The sequence below is a fragment of the Actinomadura sp. 7K507 genome, from assembly GCF_004348425.1.
GTDB lineage: Bacteria > Actinomycetota > Actinomycetes > Streptosporangiales > Streptosporangiaceae > Spirillospora.
Map to the genome: position 1 here is coordinate 1 of NZ_SMKK01000208.1, position 17,491 is coordinate 17,491.

At 72.6% G+C, this 17,491-nt stretch carries 16 protein-coding genes and 1 pseudogene; 15 read left to right on the forward strand and 2 right to left on the reverse strand.

The annotated features are described in order from the left end of the window. Positions 1-285, reverse strand: a pseudogene (locus E1285_RS34375) (hypothetical protein); the annotation flags it as partial. 295 nt (positions 286-580) lie between these two features. Here E1285_RS34375 and E1285_RS34380 point away from each other — a divergent pair. Together E1285_RS34380 and E1285_RS34385 are read left to right on the forward strand one after the other, a co-directional pair. Further along, positions 581-988, forward strand: a complete 408-nt coding sequence (locus E1285_RS34380) for a hypothetical protein (RefSeq protein WP_165966875.1) — start codon at positions 581-583, stop codon at positions 986-988. Positions 989-1,039: 51 nt separating this feature from the next. Next, positions 1,040-2,242: an FAD-dependent oxidoreductase gene (locus E1285_RS34385; RefSeq protein WP_132158755.1), complete on the forward strand. Its 1,203-nt coding sequence runs from the start codon at positions 1,040-1,042 to the stop codon at positions 2,240-2,242. A gap of 157 nt (positions 2,243-2,399) precedes the next feature. Here E1285_RS34385 and E1285_RS34390 read toward each other — a convergent pair whose 3' ends face one another. Then, positions 2,400-3,752: an aspartate aminotransferase family protein gene (locus tag E1285_RS34390; RefSeq protein ID WP_207947021.1), complete on the reverse strand. Its 1,353-nt coding sequence runs from the start codon at positions 3,750-3,752 to the stop codon at positions 2,400-2,402. Positions 3,753-3,914: 162 nt separating this feature from the next. Here E1285_RS34390 and E1285_RS34395 point away from each other — a divergent pair, with 162 nt between their 5' ends. The 13 genes from E1285_RS34395 (at position 3,915) to E1285_RS34455 (ending at position 17,347) form a co-directional block, all read left to right on the forward strand. Continuing rightward, positions 3,915-4,931 (forward strand): Gfo/Idh/MocA family oxidoreductase, encoded by a 1,017-nt coding sequence (locus E1285_RS34395; RefSeq protein WP_165966876.1) that lies wholly within the window; start codon positions 3,915-3,917, stop codon positions 4,929-4,931. Continuing rightward, positions 4,931-5,854, forward strand: a complete 924-nt coding sequence (locus tag E1285_RS34400) for a Gfo/Idh/MocA family oxidoreductase (RefSeq protein WP_132158757.1) — start codon at positions 4,931-4,933, stop codon at positions 5,852-5,854. Before E1285_RS34395 ends, E1285_RS34400 begins: the two co-directional genes overlap by 1 nt. Before the next feature lie 3 nt (positions 5,855-5,857). Then, entirely contained in the window at positions 5,858-6,718 is an 861-nt protein-coding gene (locus tag E1285_RS34405; protein WP_132158758.1) for a fumarylacetoacetate hydrolase family protein, read from the forward strand. A gap of 52 nt (positions 6,719-6,770) precedes the next feature. Continuing rightward, the gene (locus E1285_RS34410; RefSeq protein WP_132158759.1) at positions 6,771-8,393 is read left to right on the forward strand and encodes an ABC transporter substrate-binding protein; all 1,623 of its coding nucleotides are present in this window, start codon (positions 6,771-6,773) and stop codon (positions 8,391-8,393) included. A 62-nt stretch (positions 8,394-8,455) separates the two neighbouring features. Continuing rightward, positions 8,456-9,415: an ABC transporter permease gene (locus E1285_RS34415; RefSeq protein ID WP_132158760.1), complete on the forward strand. Its 960-nt coding sequence runs from the start codon at positions 8,456-8,458 to the stop codon at positions 9,413-9,415. Beyond that, positions 9,412-10,323 carry an ABC transporter permease gene (locus E1285_RS34420; RefSeq protein ID WP_132158761.1) on the forward strand — a complete coding sequence of 304 codons (912 nt, stop codon included), beginning with the start codon at positions 9,412-9,414 and terminating at the stop codon, positions 10,321-10,323. Before E1285_RS34415 ends, E1285_RS34420 begins: the two co-directional genes overlap by 4 nt. Next, a complete protein-coding gene (locus tag E1285_RS34425) occupies positions 10,320-11,348 on the forward strand; it encodes an ABC transporter ATP-binding protein (protein WP_132158762.1) in 1,029 nt (342 codons plus the stop codon). The genes E1285_RS34420 and E1285_RS34425 overlap by 4 nt, the downstream gene beginning before the upstream one ends. Then, positions 11,335-12,366, forward strand: a complete 1,032-nt coding sequence (locus E1285_RS34430) for an oligopeptide/dipeptide ABC transporter ATP-binding protein (RefSeq protein ID WP_132158763.1) — start codon at positions 11,335-11,337, stop codon at positions 12,364-12,366. The genes E1285_RS34425 and E1285_RS34430 overlap by 14 nt, the downstream gene beginning before the upstream one ends. Before the next feature lie 22 nt (positions 12,367-12,388). Continuing rightward, complete coding sequence (locus E1285_RS34435) at positions 12,389-12,874, forward strand: RidA family protein (RefSeq protein ID WP_243723248.1); 486 nt, start codon at positions 12,389-12,391, stop codon at positions 12,872-12,874. Next, positions 12,871-14,487 (forward strand): amidohydrolase family protein, encoded by a 1,617-nt coding sequence (locus E1285_RS34440; RefSeq protein WP_132158764.1) that lies wholly within the window; start codon positions 12,871-12,873, stop codon positions 14,485-14,487. Before E1285_RS34435 ends, E1285_RS34440 begins: the two co-directional genes overlap by 4 nt. A gap of 33 nt (positions 14,488-14,520) precedes the next feature. Then, positions 14,521-15,426 carry an IclR family transcriptional regulator gene (locus E1285_RS34445; protein WP_132158765.1) on the forward strand — a complete coding sequence of 302 codons (906 nt, stop codon included), beginning with the start codon at positions 14,521-14,523 and terminating at the stop codon, positions 15,424-15,426. After that, a complete protein-coding gene (locus E1285_RS45910) occupies positions 15,423-16,250 on the forward strand; it encodes an amidohydrolase family protein (protein WP_165966877.1) in 828 nt (275 codons plus the stop codon). Before E1285_RS34445 ends, E1285_RS45910 begins: the two co-directional genes overlap by 4 nt. After that, complete coding sequence (locus E1285_RS34455; RefSeq protein WP_132158767.1) at positions 16,247-17,347, forward strand: alanine racemase; 1,101 nt, start codon at positions 16,247-16,249, stop codon at positions 17,345-17,347. Before E1285_RS45910 ends, E1285_RS34455 begins: the two co-directional genes overlap by 4 nt. Positions 17,348-17,491: the final 144 nt, after the last annotated feature.

The window sequence follows — 17,491 nt, forward strand, 5'->3', positions numbered from 1 at the left end:
CAGCCGGACAGCGCTCACCCGCACGGCCGACACCGGATCGTCCTCCAGCACCAGCGGCTCCGGCTCCATCGCGACCCGCCCCAGGCGCGCCCCCTCACCCAGGGCCGCCAGCGAGTCCCGCAGGTGGAGCAGCAGCTCTTCGAGGTCCCACGCACCGCACGGCGTCCGGCGCGGCATCATCTCCGGCGTCACCACCTGGACGGACGTCAACGCGAACCCGATCGCCCGCTCCAGCAACCCGCCGCCCCGCGGGGCCGGCAGCCGCGCGCTCGTACGCTCGTACATCGGCGATCCAATCCTGGTGATTACCTTTCACCTGTGGACCGCCCCCGCCCCGGAAAGTCATCGGCCACCACACATCGCGCAAGAATCCGGCCCCCGGACCAACGAAACGGCACATTTCACGACACCCGCCAGACGCCGCCACGTCCACTTCGACCACGACCTCCCCGGGCCGCCCGTTTTCGCACCTCAAGTCGAACCCCAGGGGACCCGTTCCCGTATGACCGTCCGAGGGAGCACGGCCGGAACTCAAGATTCGGAGTTGCGGTGGACGGAGAGACGTGAAGGCGCGTGCCAGATGACCACGCCGGGCGAGGCCGCCCCGTGGGCGCGATTCCTGGCGGCACTCGAAACCGGCTGCGGAACGTGCGGCGGCCGAGGCCGGACCGTACCCGCGCAATGGCGCACGTGGTACCGGCAGGCCGACGAGCTGGTCAGGGTCGCGCAGGCCGCACGCCGCGCGACCGACCTCAACCCGGCCCCGGCCATCTCCGACGGCTCCCCCGGACCGGACCCCGCCGGCCCGGCCGAGCCCTCCATAGTCGCCGCCATAGACCGCGCCATCGACGACCACATGAAGGCACGGCCCCAGAGCCCCGAGGAGGAACCCTGCGAGACCTGCCACGGCTCCGGCACCCTCCTGACCCCGGCCGGCCGCGACCTGGCCGCCCTCCTCACCCGCCACGGCTTCCTCCGAGACGAATGAGGAGGTTCGGATCGCCTCGCGGCGTCCGGGAGTGGCTGCCATTGTGAGGGCATGCGGATACTGGTCGTGGGGGCAGGGATCATCGGGGCCGCGCTGGCCGACCGGCTTACCCGTCCGGCACCCGGTGGCCGACCGAGTTCGCCCGACGAGGTCACGCTTGTCGAGGAGCACGGCCCTGGCGCCGGAACCTCCGGCACCAGCTATGCCTGGCTCAACGCCAACGACCCCGCCGACCCGGACTACCACCGGATGCGGACAGCGGCACTGTCCACCTGGAGAGAGCTGGCCACCGAGTTCGGCGACCCGTCCTGGTACCGGCCGACGGGCAACACCACCTGGGCGTCCACCGATGACGCCAGAGCATTGCTGGCCGACCGGGTCGCCCGCCTCACCGATCTCGGCTACGCCGCCGAACCGATCGATACCGACCGGCTACGGGAGCTGGAACCGCACGTCCGGGCCCCGCAGGACGCCCTCATCGCGCACTACCGCGACGAGGGCTACGTGCATGGGGGCTCCGCCGCGCGGGCTCTGACCCGGCGCGCCCGCGAATCGGGCGCCGGCATCGTCACCGGCCACCGCGCGGTCCGGCTCAACACCGAGGGCGGCCGCGTGACCGGCGTGCGGCTGGACGACGGCCGGGACCTGGACGCCGACCTCACGATCTGCGCGGCCGGCCGGCGCAGCCCCGCGCTGCTGGCCACCGCCGGTGTCCCCCTCGCTCTGGTCGACCCGTCCGAACCCGGCTCGGCCGCCCCCTGCCTCGTCGCCACCACCACCGCCGCGCCGGGCGTCCTCAACGGTCTCGTCCACGCCCCCGGCCTGTCCGCCCGGCCCGCGCCGGACGGAGGTCTCGTCATGGAGGCCGAAGACCTGGACGCCGGTGTCGACGAGTCGGCCTCCCCCGCACTGATGCGGGCGGTCGGCGCCGAACTCCTGGCTCGTGCGCGTGCGCTCATCCCCGGCCTGTCGGCGGACGTCGCCGAAGTCCGGCGTTGCGTCCGCCCGCTGCCCATCGACGGCTACCCGCTCGTCGGTTTCCAGCGGCCCGGTCTCTACACCGCCGTCACCCACAGCGGCATCACGCTCGGCCCCCACCTCGCCACCCTGATCGACCAGGAACTCCACGAGGCCCCGCCACCGGCACTCGCCCCCTACCGCCCAGGTCGCCCGAGTCCCACCACGCGTAGGCATCGTCGCGAGGGTCGCAGTGCCACTGGAGCACCACCCGGCCCTACAGACACCGCGCCCTGAGAAGCGGCCGGCCGGGGATGCATGGCCCTACCTGCACCGTGGTGGCCGAGAAGGGGCCGCCTGCGCTGCGAGGCGCCGCGACCGGCTGAAGCCTTCGCGGTCAGGACGCCGGGAGCTCGGCGGGCTCGCCCGCATCCGGTCCTGAACGTCTGCCGGTCTAGCGTGCCGAGCCGAGCAGCCCTTCGTCGCGGATCGTGCGGAGGACGTCGCGGGCCGCCTCGAGAGTGCGGTCGATGTCCGCTGGCGTGTGCGCGGCCGAGACGTGGTTGCGCTTGAGCGTGAGCGGGAGCATCAGGAAGCCGCGGTCGGTCATGCGGCGGTGGAAGGCCACGTAGGCATCGTTGTTGTTGCGCATGAGGTCGCGGTAGCCACGGATCGGGGACTCGGTGAAGTACAGGGCGAACACCCCGCCGAAGCCGGCGGCGGTGGCGGCAACGCCGAGTTCCGCGCAGATGCCGGTGAGGCCCGCGCGCATCCGGTCGCCCAGGGCATGGGTGCGCTCGTAGAAGTCCGGGTGGTCGCGCAAGTACGTGATGGTGGCGATGGCGGCGGTGGACGAGACCGGGTTGCCGTTGAAGGTTCCGGCCAGCAGGACGTCTCCGCCCGCGGAGTTGAAGTGCTCCATCAGGTGCCGGGGGCCGGCGAGGCCGCCGATCGGGTAGCCGTTGCCCATCGCCTTGCCGAAGGTGGTCAGGTCGGGCATAACGCCACAGATCTGCTGGTAGCCACCCAATGCGTGGCGGAATCCGGTGATCACCTCGTCGAAGATCAGCAGTGAGCCGTGCTCGGTGGTCAGGGTGCGCAGCCCCTCCACGAACTCCGGTGCCGGGACGAGGGCGCCGACGTTGTGCGGGATCGGCTCCATGATCACGGCCGCGATCCGGTCCGGGTGCGCCTCGTACAGGGCGCGGACGGAGTCCAGGTCATTGAACTCTGCGATCAGCGTGGACTCCAGGGCCTCGGGCAGGATGCCGGCCGACAGCGGATCGCTGCCGTAGGCGCGGTCCGGCGCGGAGATCACGTTGCGGGCGACGGCGTCATGCCAGCCGTGGAAGCCGCCCTGGAACTTGAGGATCAGGGGGCGGCCGGTGACCGCCCGGGACAGCCGGATGGCCTGCGCTGTGGCCTCGCTGCCCGACATCGCCGAGATCATCTGCTCCGCGGACGGGATCGTCTCGCTGACCAGCCGGGCCAGTTCGATCTCGGGTTCGGTGACCCCCCAGCCGACCAGGTCGACACCGCCGATGGCGGCGCGCACCGCGTCGTCGACCTCGGGTGCCGCGTGGCCGAGCAGGATCGCGCCGAAGGCCGCGTGGTAGTCGAGGTAGCGACGGCCGTCGGCGTCGGTGACGTACGCTCCGGACGCCGCGGTCAGCGCGTGCGGCGCGCCGACCAGGCGGGTTGCGGAGTTGACGCCGCCAGGGATCACGGTTTGCGCGGCGGCGAGCAGTTCCGCACCGCGGGACCTGCGCCCGGCCAGCTCGGCGGTGGTCATTCTGGGAGCCCCCAAGTGGTGGACAGTGGGACTATCTCTATCCGCATGAATAGTTCATGGAAAGGGGTTCCATGTCAACTCCACCCGGATGAGTCCTGGGCCTGAACAGCGTGATCCTAAGTTTTTGACCGCACACCCCTTGACACAGGAATGGTCGGACACTCAGGATCCATCGACATGGAAACCCATTCCGTGCCGGTGCTGGTCGTCGGCACCGGTTTCATCGCCGCGCAGCACGCCGCCGCGATCCACGCCGAGCCCCGGCTGGACCTCGCCGGCGTGGTCGACATCGACCCCGGACGGGCCGCCGCCGCGTCCCGGGCCAACGGCGGCGTGCCGGCCTTCACCGACCTCGCCGAGGCGCTGGAAGGGACCGGCGCCGGCGGATGCGTCGTGTGCACCCCGAACGACACGCACGCGGGCATCGCCGTCCAGGTCGCCGAGGCGGGCGCCCATCTGCTGATCGAGAAGCCGCTCGCCACCGAGGTGACCGGCGCCCGCCGCGCCGTGGAGGCGTTCACCGCGGCCGGGCGGGTGCTGATGCCCGCGCACAGCCACCGCTACTACGACTACGCGCGGACGGTTCGGGACGTCCTGCGCTCCGGAGAGCTGGGCACCGTCGACCTCGTCCGGCTGTCCATCCTCGGCGGGTGGATCTGGCCGGACTGGCGCGGCTGGATGCTCGATCCCGCCCGATCCGGCGGGCACGCCCTGCACAACGGCGTCCACCTGCTGGACCTCGTCACCTGGTGGACGGACGACACCCCGGAGACCGTGTACGCTCGCGGCCGCCGCCAGACCGCCGCCGAGCTCGGCATCTACGACTACCTGGAGATGACGGTCGGATTCGCGGGTGGCGCGGCAGCCGTGTGCGAGATCAGCCGTGGGCACCGTCCCGCGTCCCTCGCCCGCCGCGACGTCATGGTCGCCGGCACCGGCGGGGTCCTCACGCTCCCCTGGGATGCCGAGTCGGGGACCGTCACCGACGAGACCGGCACGGCGCTCCTGCCGCCCGGCGGCGCGGACGGGTTCGCCCTCCAGATCGCCGCCTGGGCCGACGCCGTCACCGGAGGCCCGCCCGCCGTCACGGGCGCGGACGGGCTGCTGGCCGTGGCCATGGGCGTCGCCGCCGAACGATCGATCGCGTCCGGTGCGCCCGTCCGGGTCGCCGACGTCCTGAAGGAGGCGCCCTGATGCGCGTGCTGAGGGTGCTGCCCTGGGGGTCCGGCGGGTTCGGAACCCAGGATCACCAGCACGACATGTACCTCCCAGCGTTCCAGGAGCATGGCGGGTTCACGGTCGTGGAGAGCGGGCGTCCCGACCTCAAGGCCGCCGCCCGGGAGACCGGTGCGGACGTGGTGTGCGTCTGCGCCCCGCCGGACGAGCGTGCCGCCCGGGTCATCGAGGCCCTGCGCGCCGGCTGCCACGTCCTCGGCGACAAACCCCTCGCGCTGGACGCGGCGGACGTCGAGGCGATCGGCGCGGCCGCCGCCGAGACGGGACTGGTCTGCATGCCCGCGCACCACCACCGGTTCGGCGCCGCCGTCCAGGCCGGGAGGAGCGCGCTCGCCTCAGGACGGATCGGGCTGCCCTGGAACGTCCAGGCCGACTTCCTCGTCGACGGCGGCGACCCGTGCGCGGAAGGCGAACTCATCAACTTCGGCCTCTACCCGGTCGACGTGGTGCTTGCCCTCACCGGGCAGGCGGTCCACCGCGTGCACGCCCTGCCGGGCCGCGACCGGGGACGGCTCACCGTGCTGCTGCTCGACCACGAGCACGGCTTGACCAGCACGATCACCGTCGGCCGGCTGCGCGGCACCGTGGACGCCCCGGGCATGGCGCTGCACCGGTACCGCATCAGCGGGTCCGGCGGAGTCATGGACGTCGACGCCGCCAAACCGGGCGCGTCCGTCCGGACGGTGACGGGCAATCGCGCCGCCTGGCACGGGCCAGGCACCGTCGGCCGGATGCTCACCGCACTGCACACCGCCATCGTCACCGGGCGCCCGGCCGAGGCCGCCCCGGCCGACGCCCTCGCCGCGCTGCGCGTCACCCAGGCCGCGGCCCGTTCACTGGCACTCGGCGCCCCGGTGCCGATCGACCCCCTGGAGGTCTGACAGATGAAGCTCGCGACGTACCGCCTGCCGGACGGCGGAGTCCGGCACGGCGAGATCGTCGACGGCGCCCGCGTCACCGACCTGGGGCCCGGCGACCTCCTGTCCGTGGTCGCCTCGCTCGCGGCCGGCGGGTGGGCGCCGGCCGGCGAGGCGACCCGTGCCCTGGACGAGGTGACCCTGCTCGCGCCGCTGCTCCGTCCGGGCAAGGTCCTCGCGGTGGCCGCGAACTTTCAGGAGCACGTGACCGAGACGGGCGGGGACGAGATCGACAAGTCGCGGATCTCGCCGCGGCTGTTCATCAAGCCCGCCACCGCCGTCAGCGGCCCCGGCGAGGAGATCGCGCTGCCGTCCGTCAGCCCCAGCATCGACTGGGAGGCCGAACTGGTCGCGGTGATCGGGCGTGGCGGCAAGGACATCCCGATCGAGAACGCCCTGGACCACGTCGGCGGCTACACCATCGGCAACGACGTGTCGGCCCGGAAGATGGACTACGGCCACGACCGCGACACCGACGACCCGGCGGTCGCGTTCTTCGACTGGCTGAACGGCAAGTGGCTCGACGGGTTCGCCGCGCTCGGCCCGCACCTCGTCACCGCCGACGAGGTGCCCGATCCGCAGAAGCTCGAGGTGGTCCTTGAGGTCAACGGGCGGGTCCGGCAGCACGGCGACACCGGCCAGATGATCTTCAGCGTCGCGGAGCTGGTGGCGTTCGCGTCCCGGCTGATGACGCTGGAGCCCGGCGACGTGCTGTACACCGGCACGCCGTCCGGGGTGGGGATGGCATCGGGGGAGTTCCTGTCCGCAGGCGACGAGATGACGGTCCGTGTGACCGGGCTCGGACGCCTGGTGAACCGCGTCCGCTGAGCGGACCAGTGGCCGGGCGGATTCCCGGTCACCGCCGAGAAGAGGCAAGTCAATGACCATTCGTTCCGGCAGGACGAGACGGAGCGTCGCGGCCGTGGTGGGCGGGGTGCTCGTGGCCGGTGCGCTCGCCGCCTGCAGCTCCGACCCCACCCAGAAGTCCTCCGGTGGGGACGCGGACGTCCTGAACATGTACCTGTACCAGAAGCCGAAGACGTTCAGCCCGCTCGCGCCCAACAACGGGCCCGACCAACTCGTCATGTCCTTCATCTTCGACTCGCTGTACGGCGCGGACTCGTCCTACGCACTGAAGCCGCATCTGGCGGCCGCCGCGCCCGAGGTGTCGGACGACGCCAAGACGATCACTTTCAAGCTGAAACCGGGTCTGAAGTGGAGCGACGGGAAGCCGCTCACCTCCAAGGACGTGGTGTTCACCTACAACGCCCTCGCGAATCCGGAGACGGGCAGCGCGCAGGCGGGCAAGTTCGCCGCGGTGACCGGCGCGGAGGCCCTCGCGGACGGCGAGGCCGACTCGCTCAAGGGCGTGACCGCGCCCGACGCCACCACCGTCAAGATCACCACGAGCCGCCCGGCGGCAGGGCTGCCCGGACTGGTCGGCAACACGCCGATCCTGCCCGAGCACGTCCTCGGCGACGTCCCGACGGAGGGCCTCGGCGACAACGGCTTCTTCGCCAAGCCGACCGTCGGCTCCGGAGCGTTCACGTTCGTCGACTACAAGACCGACCAGTACGTGGAGCTGAAGGCCAACCCCAACTTCCGGGAGCCGGCCTCCATCGGGAAGGTGTACCTCAAGCCGGTCACCTCCGACGTGGCGACCGCCCAGCTCCGCACAGGCGAGATGGACCTCACCCAGGTCTCGCCGACCGACCTGCCGACCGTGAAACAGATGGACGGCGTCAAGGTCGCGTCCGCCAAGAGCCCCGGCTTCACCCGGATCTCCGTCAACCAGTCGCAGGAGCGGTTCAAGGACGCGCGGGTCCGGCAGGCGCTGCTCACCGCGATCGACCGGAAGGGACTGGTCGACCAGGTGCTGAGCGGCGCCGGGTCGGTCGTCAACTCCAGCTTCTACGGCGACATCGCCTCGTCCGCCGCCAACGGCTACGCCTACGACCCGGCGAAGGCCAAGAGTCTGCTCGCGGAAGCGGGCTGGGACGGCTCCAAGCCCGTCACGCTCTCGTGGATCCCGGGGCAGCGCGACCGCGACACCGCCGTGACGGTGATCCAGAGCCAGCTCAAGGCCGTCGGCGTGGAGGTGAAGCTGAAGCAGGTGCAGGCGGACGAGCTGCTGTCGTCCTACGAGGAGAAGTCGTACGACATGGCGCTGTTCGGCGGCGGCAACTACGCGACCGAGCCGTCGACCGTCGCGACCATCACCGACTGCGACCAGGGCTATCCGGCGGGCGGCAACGTCGCCCACTTCTGCGATCCGAAGCTGGACGAGCTGCTGTCCGAGGCCGATGCGATCGCCGACCCGGCGGAGCGCAAGAGCCTGTTCCAGGAGGCCGCCGAGGTCGAGAACGCTCAGGTCCCGTACCTGTGGCTGTACAACCCGGACACGATCTGGGCCCACCGGACGGGCCTGTCGGGCTTCGAGCCGGCCGGGCTCCCGACCAACGAGGTCGGGACCTGGAACTTCGCGAACTGGAAGCTGAGCTGACCGGCGCCGGGCCGGGGCCGGTCGGCCCCGGCCCGGCCGGTACCGACGAGAGGAGGTGAGGTGTGGCGGCCTACGTCATCCGGCGCCTGCTGGTGAACGCGCTCGTGTTCGTGCTGATCAGCATCGGGATCTTCGTGCTGGTGCGGGTCGCGCCCGGCGACCCGGTCCGCATGATGGTCGACCCCGAGCAGATGCGCGGCGGCGGTGCCGCGTTCATCGAGGCCAAGCGGCACGAACTGGGCCTCGACCGGTCCATCGTCGTCCAGTACGGCAATTGGCTGTCGGGCGCGCTGCACGGCGATTTCGGCTACTCCTACGTCGCGAACCGTCCCGTCTCGGCCGTGCTCGGCGAGCGGGTCGGGCCGACGCTGCAGCTCATGGGCGCTGCACTGGTGGTCGCCCTCGTGGTGTCGGTCGCGCTCGGCGTGGCCGCCGCGGTACGCCGCAACACCACGGTCGACTACGGTGCGACCGTCCTCAGCCTGGCCGCGGTATCGGTGCCGCCGTTCTTCCTCGGCATCGTCGCGATCTATGTGTTTTCGCTGAAGTGGGGCGTGCTGCCGTCCTCGGGGATGACGACGCCGGGCGGTGGCGGAGCCGTCGACCAGCTCCGGCATCTGGTCCTGCCAGGCATGATCTTGGCGTTCGTCACCGCCGGGCCGTTCACCCGTTATGTGCGCGGCGGCCTCGTGGACGAGCTCGGTGCCGATTATGTCCGGACGGCCGAGGCGAAGGGCGCGTCCCGGGCCCGTGTCGTCCTGCGGCACGCGCTGCGCAACTCGCTGATCCCGCTGATCACGGTGGTGATGTACCAGATTCCGCAGATGCTGGCGGGCGCGGTGGTGATCGAGCAGGTCTTCGCCTGGCCCGGCATGGGGCAGCTCGCGGTCAGCTCGATCGGCCAGCACGACTACCCGGTCATCGTCGGGTTCGCGTTGTACGTGGCGATTCTGGTCCTGCTTTGCAACCTGATCGCGGACGTCCTGTACGCCGTCGTCGACCCGAGAGTGAGCCTGCGATGACCACAACGGGCGGCCCGCCCCCGGTGAAGGCGCCCGGACCGGGCGGATCGGGCCGCGGCGCGTCCGCGTCGCCCCGGGCGCGGGCGGTGCGGCGATTCCGGCGCAACCGGCTCGCCGTCGCCGGGAGCGCCGTGCTCGGTGCGGTGGTGCTGCTGTCGCTGCTGGCGCCGCTGATCGCCGGGCACCCGAACGCGGTGGACCTGGACGCGGTACGGGAGGGCCCGACCGGCGCGCACTGGCTCGGCACCGACACCTCGGGCCGCGACGTGTTCGCCCGCACCCTGCACGCGGGCCGCGTGTCGCTGCTGGTCGGGCTGGCCGCCGCGCTCGGCGCCGTCGTGGTCGGCACCTTGTTCGGCGCGGTCTCCGGGCTGTTCGGCGGCGTGGTCGACAACGTGATCATGCGGGTCGCCGACATCGTGATGTCCTTCCCGACCGTGGTGGTGATCCTGGTGCTCGCCGGGATCGTCGGGCCGAGCGTGCCGGTGCTGATCGTCGCGATCGGGGCGACGCAGTGGCCGGTCGCCGGGAGGGTGGTGCGCGGCGTGACGCTGTCGCTGCGCGACCGCGAGTACATCCAGGCCGCCGAGGTGTCCGGGGCGAACGGCTGGTGGCTGATCCGCAAGCACATCGTCCCGGCGGCGCTGCCGCCGGTCACGGTGACCGGCACCCTCGCCGTGGCGCAGGCGATCATGCTCGAGACCACCGCGTCGTTCCTCGGGCTCGGCGTCCGGCCGCCGCAGGCGAGCTGGGGGAACATGCTGAACGACGCGCAGAACCTGACCTTGATCCAGACGATGCCGTGGCTGTGGATACCGCCGGGCATCGCGATCGCGGTGACGGTCCTGGCCGTCAACTTCGTCGGAGACGGCCTTCGCGACGCCGTCACGCCGGGAGGACGCACATGACCTCGCTCACGAAGAAGGATCCCGTGACCGGCCCCCTGCTGGAGATCGCCGACCTCGTCGTCGAGTTCGCCGGCGAGGAGGAGACCGTCCGGGCCGTGGACGGCGCCGGGTACACCGTCGCGCCCGGCGAGACCCTCGGTGTGGTCGGCGAGTCGGGATCGGGAAAGAGCGTCACCGCGATGTCGGCGCTCGGGCTGATCAAGCCGCCGGGCCGGGTCGTCTCCGGACGGGTCGTGTTCGACGGGGCCGACCTGGGCGCGATGACCCCGCGCGAGCTGCGCGGACTGCGCGGCGGCCGGATCGCGATGATCTTCCAGGATCCGATGACGGCACTGAATCCCGTCATGTCGGTCGGTGCGCAGATCGGTGAGGCGGTGCGGCTGCACCGGGCCGGCACGTCGCGGACGAAGGCACGGGCGCGGGCCGCCGAACTTCTGACCCTCGTCGGGGTGCCGGAAGCGGAGCGGCGGCTGAAGGAGTACCCGCACCAGTTCTCCGGCGGGATGCGCCAGCGCGCGATGATCGCGATGGCCATCGCCAACGACCCCGACCTGCTGATCGCGGACGAGCCGACGACCGCGCTGGACGTGACCGTCCAGGCCCAGGTGCTGGACCTGATCCGGCTGACCCGGAGGGAGACCGGCGCCGCGACCGTGCTGATCACGCATGATCTCGGCGTCGTCGCCGAACTGGCCGACCGGGTCGTGGTGATGTACGCGGGGCGGGTCGTCGAGCACGGCGACGTCGGGGCGATCTTCGACTCGCCCCGGCACCCCTACACGCGGGGCTTGCTGGAGAGCCTGCCCGCGCTGGACGGCGACGCCGGCGACCTGACCCCGATCCCCGGGTCGCCGCCGACGCCGGGCGAGGTCCCGCCAGGGTGCGCTTTCGCGCCGCGCTGCCCGATGGCCCGGGACCGGTGCCGGGTGGAACGTCCGGAGCTGACGCGGTCCGGCGCGGGGCGCGCAAGCGCCTGCCATTTCCATCACGAGCTGGCGGGGGAGGAAACCGATGCCCAGGTTTGAGAAGGCGGCGCCGGCGGAGCCGGACGAGATCCTCAGCGTCACCGGCCTCACCAAGCACTTCCCGGTGCGGTCGGGACCGCTGCGCCTGCGGACCGGCAGCGTCCACGCGGTCGACGGCGTCGACTTCTCGCTCGCGGCCGGGCGGACTCTCGGCCTGGTCGGCGAGTCCGGCTGCGGCAAGACGACCACAGGCCGGATGGTGGTGCGGCTGCTGGAGCCGACCGCGGGGCGGATCGCCGTGGCCGGCCGGGACGTCACCCGCGCGCGCGGCGCCGACCTCCGCGCTCTCCGGCGCGACCTGCAGCTGGTGTTCCAGGACCCGTACGCGTCGCTGTCGCCGCGCATGACCGTCCACGACATCATCGCCGAGCCACTGCGCGTGCAGGACCGCTACGCCGACGGAAGGGGGCCGAGGCGGGTCGCCGAGCTGCTCGACATGGTCCGGCTCGCGCCCTCGCACGCCCGCCGGTACGCGCACGAGTTCTCCGGCGGGCAGCGGCAGCGCATCGGGATCGCCCGCGCTCTCGCCCTCGACCCGAAGGTGCTCGTGCTGGACGAGCCGGTCAGCGCGCTGGACGTGTCGATCCAGGCGCAGGTCGTCAACACGCTGCGGGAGTTGCAGCGCGAGCTGGGCGTGGCATACCTGTTCATCTCGCACGACCTGTCGGTGGTGCGGCACGTCTCGCACGAGATCGCCGTGATGTACCTCGGGACGATCGTGGAGCGGGGCACCCGGGACGAGATCTTCCGGAGCCCGGCGCACCCGTACACGCAGGCGCTGCTGTCGGCCGTGCCGCGCCCGCGGCCGGGCGCCCGCGACGGGCGGGAGCGGATCATGCTGACCGGTGACGTGCCGAGCCCGATCGACCCCCCGTCCGGCTGCCGGTTCCGGACCCGCTGCTGGAAGGCGCGGGACATCTGCACGACCGAGACGCCGGCACTCGTCGATCGCGACGGTGTCGGCCACCCGGCCGCCTGTCATTTCGCCGAGCCCGCCGACGTGCTGGCCACCGTCTGACCACGCCATCGAAGGAGACATCGTGCACGACACCGACCGGCGTCTGGCCACCGCCCCCATGGAACCCGGGCCCATGGGGGCCCGCCCGTCCGTCGCCGCGGCGCGCCGGTCCGGCGCCGCCCTGATCGCCTCCGGCCAGGTCGCCGCCCGCGATGGGAAGCTCCTCGCCGAGGGCCGCGTCGGGGAGGGCGTCTCGCTTGAGACGGCCCGCTCCTGCGCGCGCCAGTGCGCCCGCAACGTCCTCACCGCCGTCCGGGACGAGCTGGCCGGCGACGGCGGGCTCGGCGCGGTCGAGCACGTCGAGGCGGTGTCGGTGTGGGTGGCGTCCGCGCCGGGGTTCACCGACCAGCATCTGGTCGCCGACGCCGCGACGGCACTGTTCGCGGAGGTGTTCGGCGACGACGCCGGGCGGCACGCGCGGGTCGCGCTGGGCGTCGCCGCCCTGCCGACCGGCAGCCCGGTCGAGGTGCAGGCCGCCTTCCGCCTGCGAACGGGGCCGGCCACGTGATCGAGCTGCTCATCACCGGCGGGACGGTCGCCGACGGCACCGGGGCGGCACCGCGCCGCGCCGACGTCGCCGTCCACGGCGGCCGGGTCACGGAGATCGGCGACCTGGCCGGACGTCCCGCCATGCGGACCATGGACGCGTCCGGGCATGTCGTGGCGCCCGGGTTCGTGGACATCCATACCCATTCCGACCTGACGCTGCTGTCGGGGCCCGAAGCCCACAGCGCCGTCCGGCAGGGGGTCACGACCGTCGTGGTCGGCAACTGCGGCCTCGGCGTGGTCCCCGTCGCGGCCGACGCTTCCCGCAACCACCTCGAAGCCCTGCGCGCCGCCGCCGGATATCTCGACCTCGACCCGGCCGTCCGCTGGGACTGGGCCGACCTGCCCGGCTACCTCGCCGCGCTCGACGCCGCCCGCCCGGCGGTGAACGTCGCGGCGCTCGTCGCGCACACACCGCTGCGCGCGGCGGCCGTCGGGTTCGGGGACCGTCCGGCCGGCGCCGCCGAGATCGACCGGATCCGGGGGCTGCTCGGCGACGCGCTCGCGGCGGGCGCCGCCGGGGTCTCCACGGGCCTGGTCTACGCGCCGGTCTGCTACGCCCGCGAGGACGAACTGGAGGCGCTCGGCCGCACCGCCGCCGCGCACGGGCGGCTGTTCGCCTGGCACGTCCGCGACTACGCCGACGGGCTGCTCGACTCCGTCCGGCAGGCGCTGCGGGTCGCGGCGGCGACCGGCTGCCGCACCCAGATCTCGCATCTCGTCGCGGTCGGGCGGCGCAACCACGGCTCGGTCGCGCGGGCGCTGGAGCTGATCGACGCCGCGCGGGACGCCGGCCTGGACGTCGCCTTCGACGTCTACCCGTACCTGGCGGGGAACGCGCCGCTGTCGCAGCTGCTGCCCGCGTGGGCGCAGGAGGGCGGTGAGAGGCCGATGCGGGCCCGGCTCACCGAGCGCGCCGTCCGCGCCCGCGTCCGGGACGCGTGGCGCGACCTGCCGAACTCGTGGGACGACATCGCCGTCGGCGGACGGACCGTCACCGACCTCGCCGCCGACTCCGGCACCGACCCGTCGGACGTCGCGCTCGACCTCGTCGCCGAGCACGGCAACGGCGTCCAGATGGTGGCGGGCGGGCGCAGTGAACGCGACCTGGTCGACGCGCTCACCCATCCCGCCGGCGTGATCGGCTCGGACGGCCAGGCCCTCGACCCCGGCGGGCCCACCGGGCGCGGCATGCCGCATCCCCGCTCCTACGGCTGCTACCCGCGGCTGTTCGCCGAGTACGTGCGATCCGTACCGGGGGGCTTGGGGGGCCGTCCCCCCGCAGGGGGCCGGACCGGCCGGCTCGGGCTCGCCGAAGCCGTCCGCAAGTGCACGTCCGCCGCCGCCGAACGGGCCGGGCTCACCGGGCGCGGCGTGCTCCGCGCGGGGGCGGCCGCGGACATCGTGGTGTTCGACCCCGCGCGCATCGCCGATCGGGCTACGTTCGCAGCACCCCAGCGGTATCCGGACGGAATCCGCACGGTCGTCGTCGGCGGCCGGGCCGTGGTCGAGGACGGCGTGCACGGGGGCGCGCACCGCGACGCCCGGCACGGCGAGATCCTGCGCATCCGCTGAATCGCGCATTCCCCGAACAGAGACGAGGCACCCATGGACAGAGCCGGAGGGGCAGGAGCCGGAGGGGCACGGCGGCCCGCGGTCCGCCGCGGCAACGTGGACGACGACCGCCCGGCGGCGGCCAACTACCACGCCAACGCGCTGGCCCGGGGCCTGGCGCTACTGGAACGTCTCGCCGCACAGGGCGGCACGCTCACCCTGAACGACTTCTCGACCGGTACCGGCCTGCCGAAGAGCACGCTCGTGCGGCTCCTCGGCGTGCTGGAGGAGATGGGCTACGTGGTACGCGCCGACGAACGGCCCGCCTACCGGCTCGGCCACAAGACCCTGACGCTGTCGACCGCGTATCTGACCGGGCTGGACCTGTCGCAGGTGGCGGGCGGGCATCTCGCGAAGATCGCCGAGGCCACCGGTCAGACCGCCAACCTCGGTGTGCTGGACGGGCGGGAGGTGCTGCACGTGTGCGTCCGCGAACCCGACCGGCCGATCCGCTTCCACACGACGCCGGGTACCCGGGACGCCGCGTACTGCACCGGGCTCGGCAAGATGCTGCTCGCCCGGCTCGACCCTCCGGAACTCGCCCGGCATCTGCCTGCCGAGCCGTTCCCCGCCCGCACCGACCACACCTTCACCACGGCCCGTGCCCTGACCGAGGAGCTGCGCGCCACCGCCGAGCGCGGATACGCCATGGACGACAACGAGGGCAGCGTCGGCCTTCGCTGCGTCGCCGCGCCCGTCGATGTGGGCGGCGGCTGCGTCGCCGCCGTCAGCGTGTCCGGGCCGTCCGCCGAGTTCGACGGCGACCGCCGTCACCGTTACCTGAACCGGCTGCACGCCGCGGCGGCGGACCTCGCGGCCGACGCCGACGTCGTCGCCGCCCTGGAGTATCTGCACTCGTCTCTGCGCTCCGGCGCGTCCCACACCCGGGAGGATGGTTGATCGACTTCCACACCCACTGCCAGCGGCCCGAGCACTGGGGCCACGAGTGGGACGACCACTGGAAGCCCGTGTACGGGCGGAGCGCCCACGAGTTCACTCCGGCCGACTACGACCACGCCATGGCCGGTGTGACCGCCGCGTGCGTGTTCGGCATCCGCGCCACCGCCGCCGGCGTCCTCACCCCGAACGAGTTCACCGAGGAGTTCTGCGCGCGGACCGCCACCGAGACGATCGGCTTCATGGCGCTGGATCCCACCGACCCCGACGTCCTCGACCAACTCGCGGACGGCGTCGCGCGCGGTCTGCGCGGCATCAAGCTGTATCCGGTGCTGGCGCTGTTCGACCCGCGCGACACCGCTCACGACCCGTTCTACCGGGCCGCGGCCGACGCGGGGCTGGTCGTCCTGTGGCACATGGGCGCCACCCCGAGCCCGGCCGGCGACCTGTCGGTCAGCAACCCCCTGGTCGTGGACGACGTCGCGCGCCGACACCCCGACCTTGTCCAGATCATCGCGCACCTCGGCCATCCCTGGCAGCGCGAGACGATCGTGACACTGCGCAAGAACCGCCGTGTGCACTCTGACGTGTCGGCGTGCTGGGCACGTCCGATGGACGGCTACTTCGCGCTGGCCCGCGCCCAGGAGTGGGGCGTGGTCGACAAGCTCGTCTTCGGCTCCGACTTTCCGCTCTGGACGCCCGCCCAGGCCGTCGCGGGGCTGCGCGAGCTGGCCGGGCAGCGCCCGTCCGGCTTTCCCGAGATCAGGAAGGAGACCGTCGAGTGGCTGCTGGACGGCGACCCGCGGCCGTCGATGGGCCTGGCATGACGGCATTGGACGAGCTGCCGACGCCCGCGCTCCTCGTCGACCGTGCCCGAATGGAGGCCAACATGGCCGCCATGTCCGCCGCGATCGGCGCCACGGGGGTCGCGCTGCGCCCCCATTTCAAGACCTCCAAGTGCCTCGCCGTCGCACGCCGGCAGGTCGTCCACGGCGCGATCGGATTCACCTGCGCCACACCCGCGGAGGTCACGTTGCTCCAGGCTGCGGGCATCGAGGACGTGCTGTGGGCGCACCAGCCGGTCGGCCCCACCAAGGTCGACTTCGCCGTCCAAGCCCTGACCCGAGGCGGACTGACCATCGCACTCGACTCCCCGGAAGCGGCGGAACCGCTCTCGAAGGCGGCCGCCGACGCCGGAGTCACGGTCGCCTTCGTTCTGGAGGTCGACACGGGCCTGCACAGGGCGGGGGTCGACCCCGATCACGCCGTCGTCACCGCCGCCGCGCTCACCGCACTGCCCGCTCTGGAGATGCGAGGAGTCCTCACCCATGAGGGGCACCTCGCCGCGCACGGGTCCGACCGTGCCGGGCTGGAGGCGGCGGGCGACCTCGCCGGACGCACGCTGGTGCAGGTCGCCGAGGCCCTGCGCGCCCGGGGGCACGAGTGCCCGCTGGTCTCCGTCGGCTCGACGCCCGGCGCCACCTCCGCGCCGTTCGCCGCCGGGGTCACCGAAGCCCGTCCAGGCACCTACGCCTATTTCGACGCCAACCAGGTCGGCCTGGGCAGCGCCCGGATCGAGCAATGCGCGCAGACCGTCCTGACTCGCGTCACCAGTGCCCAGCGCCCCGGAACCGTCATCATCGACGCGGGCATCAAGGCGATGAGTTCCGACTCCATCGCGACCGCCGGCGCTCTGGGGATCGTCTGCGACGCGGCGGGCGCCCCGCTGGACGGACTGTCGTTCAGCGCCGCCAACGAGGAACACGGCTACCTCACCGGCCCCGCCACGTCGACTCTCCGCGTGGGCGACCTGCTGCGGATCATCCCCAACCACGCCTGCGGCGCCACCAACATGTGGAGCGCCCTGTATTTCGTCGACGGCGACCGGGCGGTGGAACGCCAACCGATCGAGGCGCGCCATTAAAGAGTATTCCAGAACATTGACATGGAATAGCATTCCGTGTGACATCGGATACCATGCGACTGCACCGAACGATCGCCACCGCCCTGAGCGGCCTCCTCACCCTGGGGTTCTCGGGCGCCGTGGCGCACGCGAGCCCGCCCGCCC

What these genes read in the sequence shown, in the direction of transcription:
- E1285_RS34445 (WP_132158765.1), top strand. Translation starts at nt 14,521, where the DNA reads ATGGACAGAGCCGGAGGGGCAGGAGCCGGAGGGGCACGGCGGCCCGCG.
- E1285_RS34420 (WP_132158761.1), top strand. Translation starts at nt 9,412, where the DNA reads ATGACCACAACGGGCGGCCCGCCCCCGGTGAAGGCGCCCGGACCGGGC.
- E1285_RS34425 (WP_132158762.1), top strand. Translation starts at nt 10,320, where the DNA reads ATGACCTCGCTCACGAAGAAGGATCCCGTGACCGGCCCCCTGCTGGAG.
- E1285_RS34395 (WP_165966876.1), top strand. Translation starts at nt 3,915, where the DNA reads ATGGAAACCCATTCCGTGCCGGTGCTGGTCGTCGGCACCGGTTTCATC.
- E1285_RS34380 (WP_165966875.1), top strand. Translation starts at nt 581, where the DNA reads ATGACCACGCCGGGCGAGGCCGCCCCGTGGGCGCGATTCCTGGCGGCA.
- E1285_RS34455 (WP_132158767.1), top strand. Translation starts at nt 16,247, where the DNA reads ATGACGGCATTGGACGAGCTGCCGACGCCCGCGCTCCTCGTCGACCGT.
- E1285_RS34430 (WP_132158763.1), top strand. Translation starts at nt 11,335, where the DNA reads ATGCCCAGGTTTGAGAAGGCGGCGCCGGCGGAGCCGGACGAGATCCTC.
- E1285_RS34405 (WP_132158758.1), top strand. Translation starts at nt 5,858, where the DNA reads ATGAAGCTCGCGACGTACCGCCTGCCGGACGGCGGAGTCCGGCACGGC.
- E1285_RS34410 (WP_132158759.1), top strand. Translation starts at nt 6,771, where the DNA reads ATGACCATTCGTTCCGGCAGGACGAGACGGAGCGTCGCGGCCGTGGTG.
- E1285_RS34400 (WP_132158757.1), top strand. Translation starts at nt 4,931, where the DNA reads ATGCGCGTGCTGAGGGTGCTGCCCTGGGGGTCCGGCGGGTTCGGAACC.
- E1285_RS34385 (WP_132158755.1), top strand. Translation starts at nt 1,040, where the DNA reads ATGCGGATACTGGTCGTGGGGGCAGGGATCATCGGGGCCGCGCTGGCC.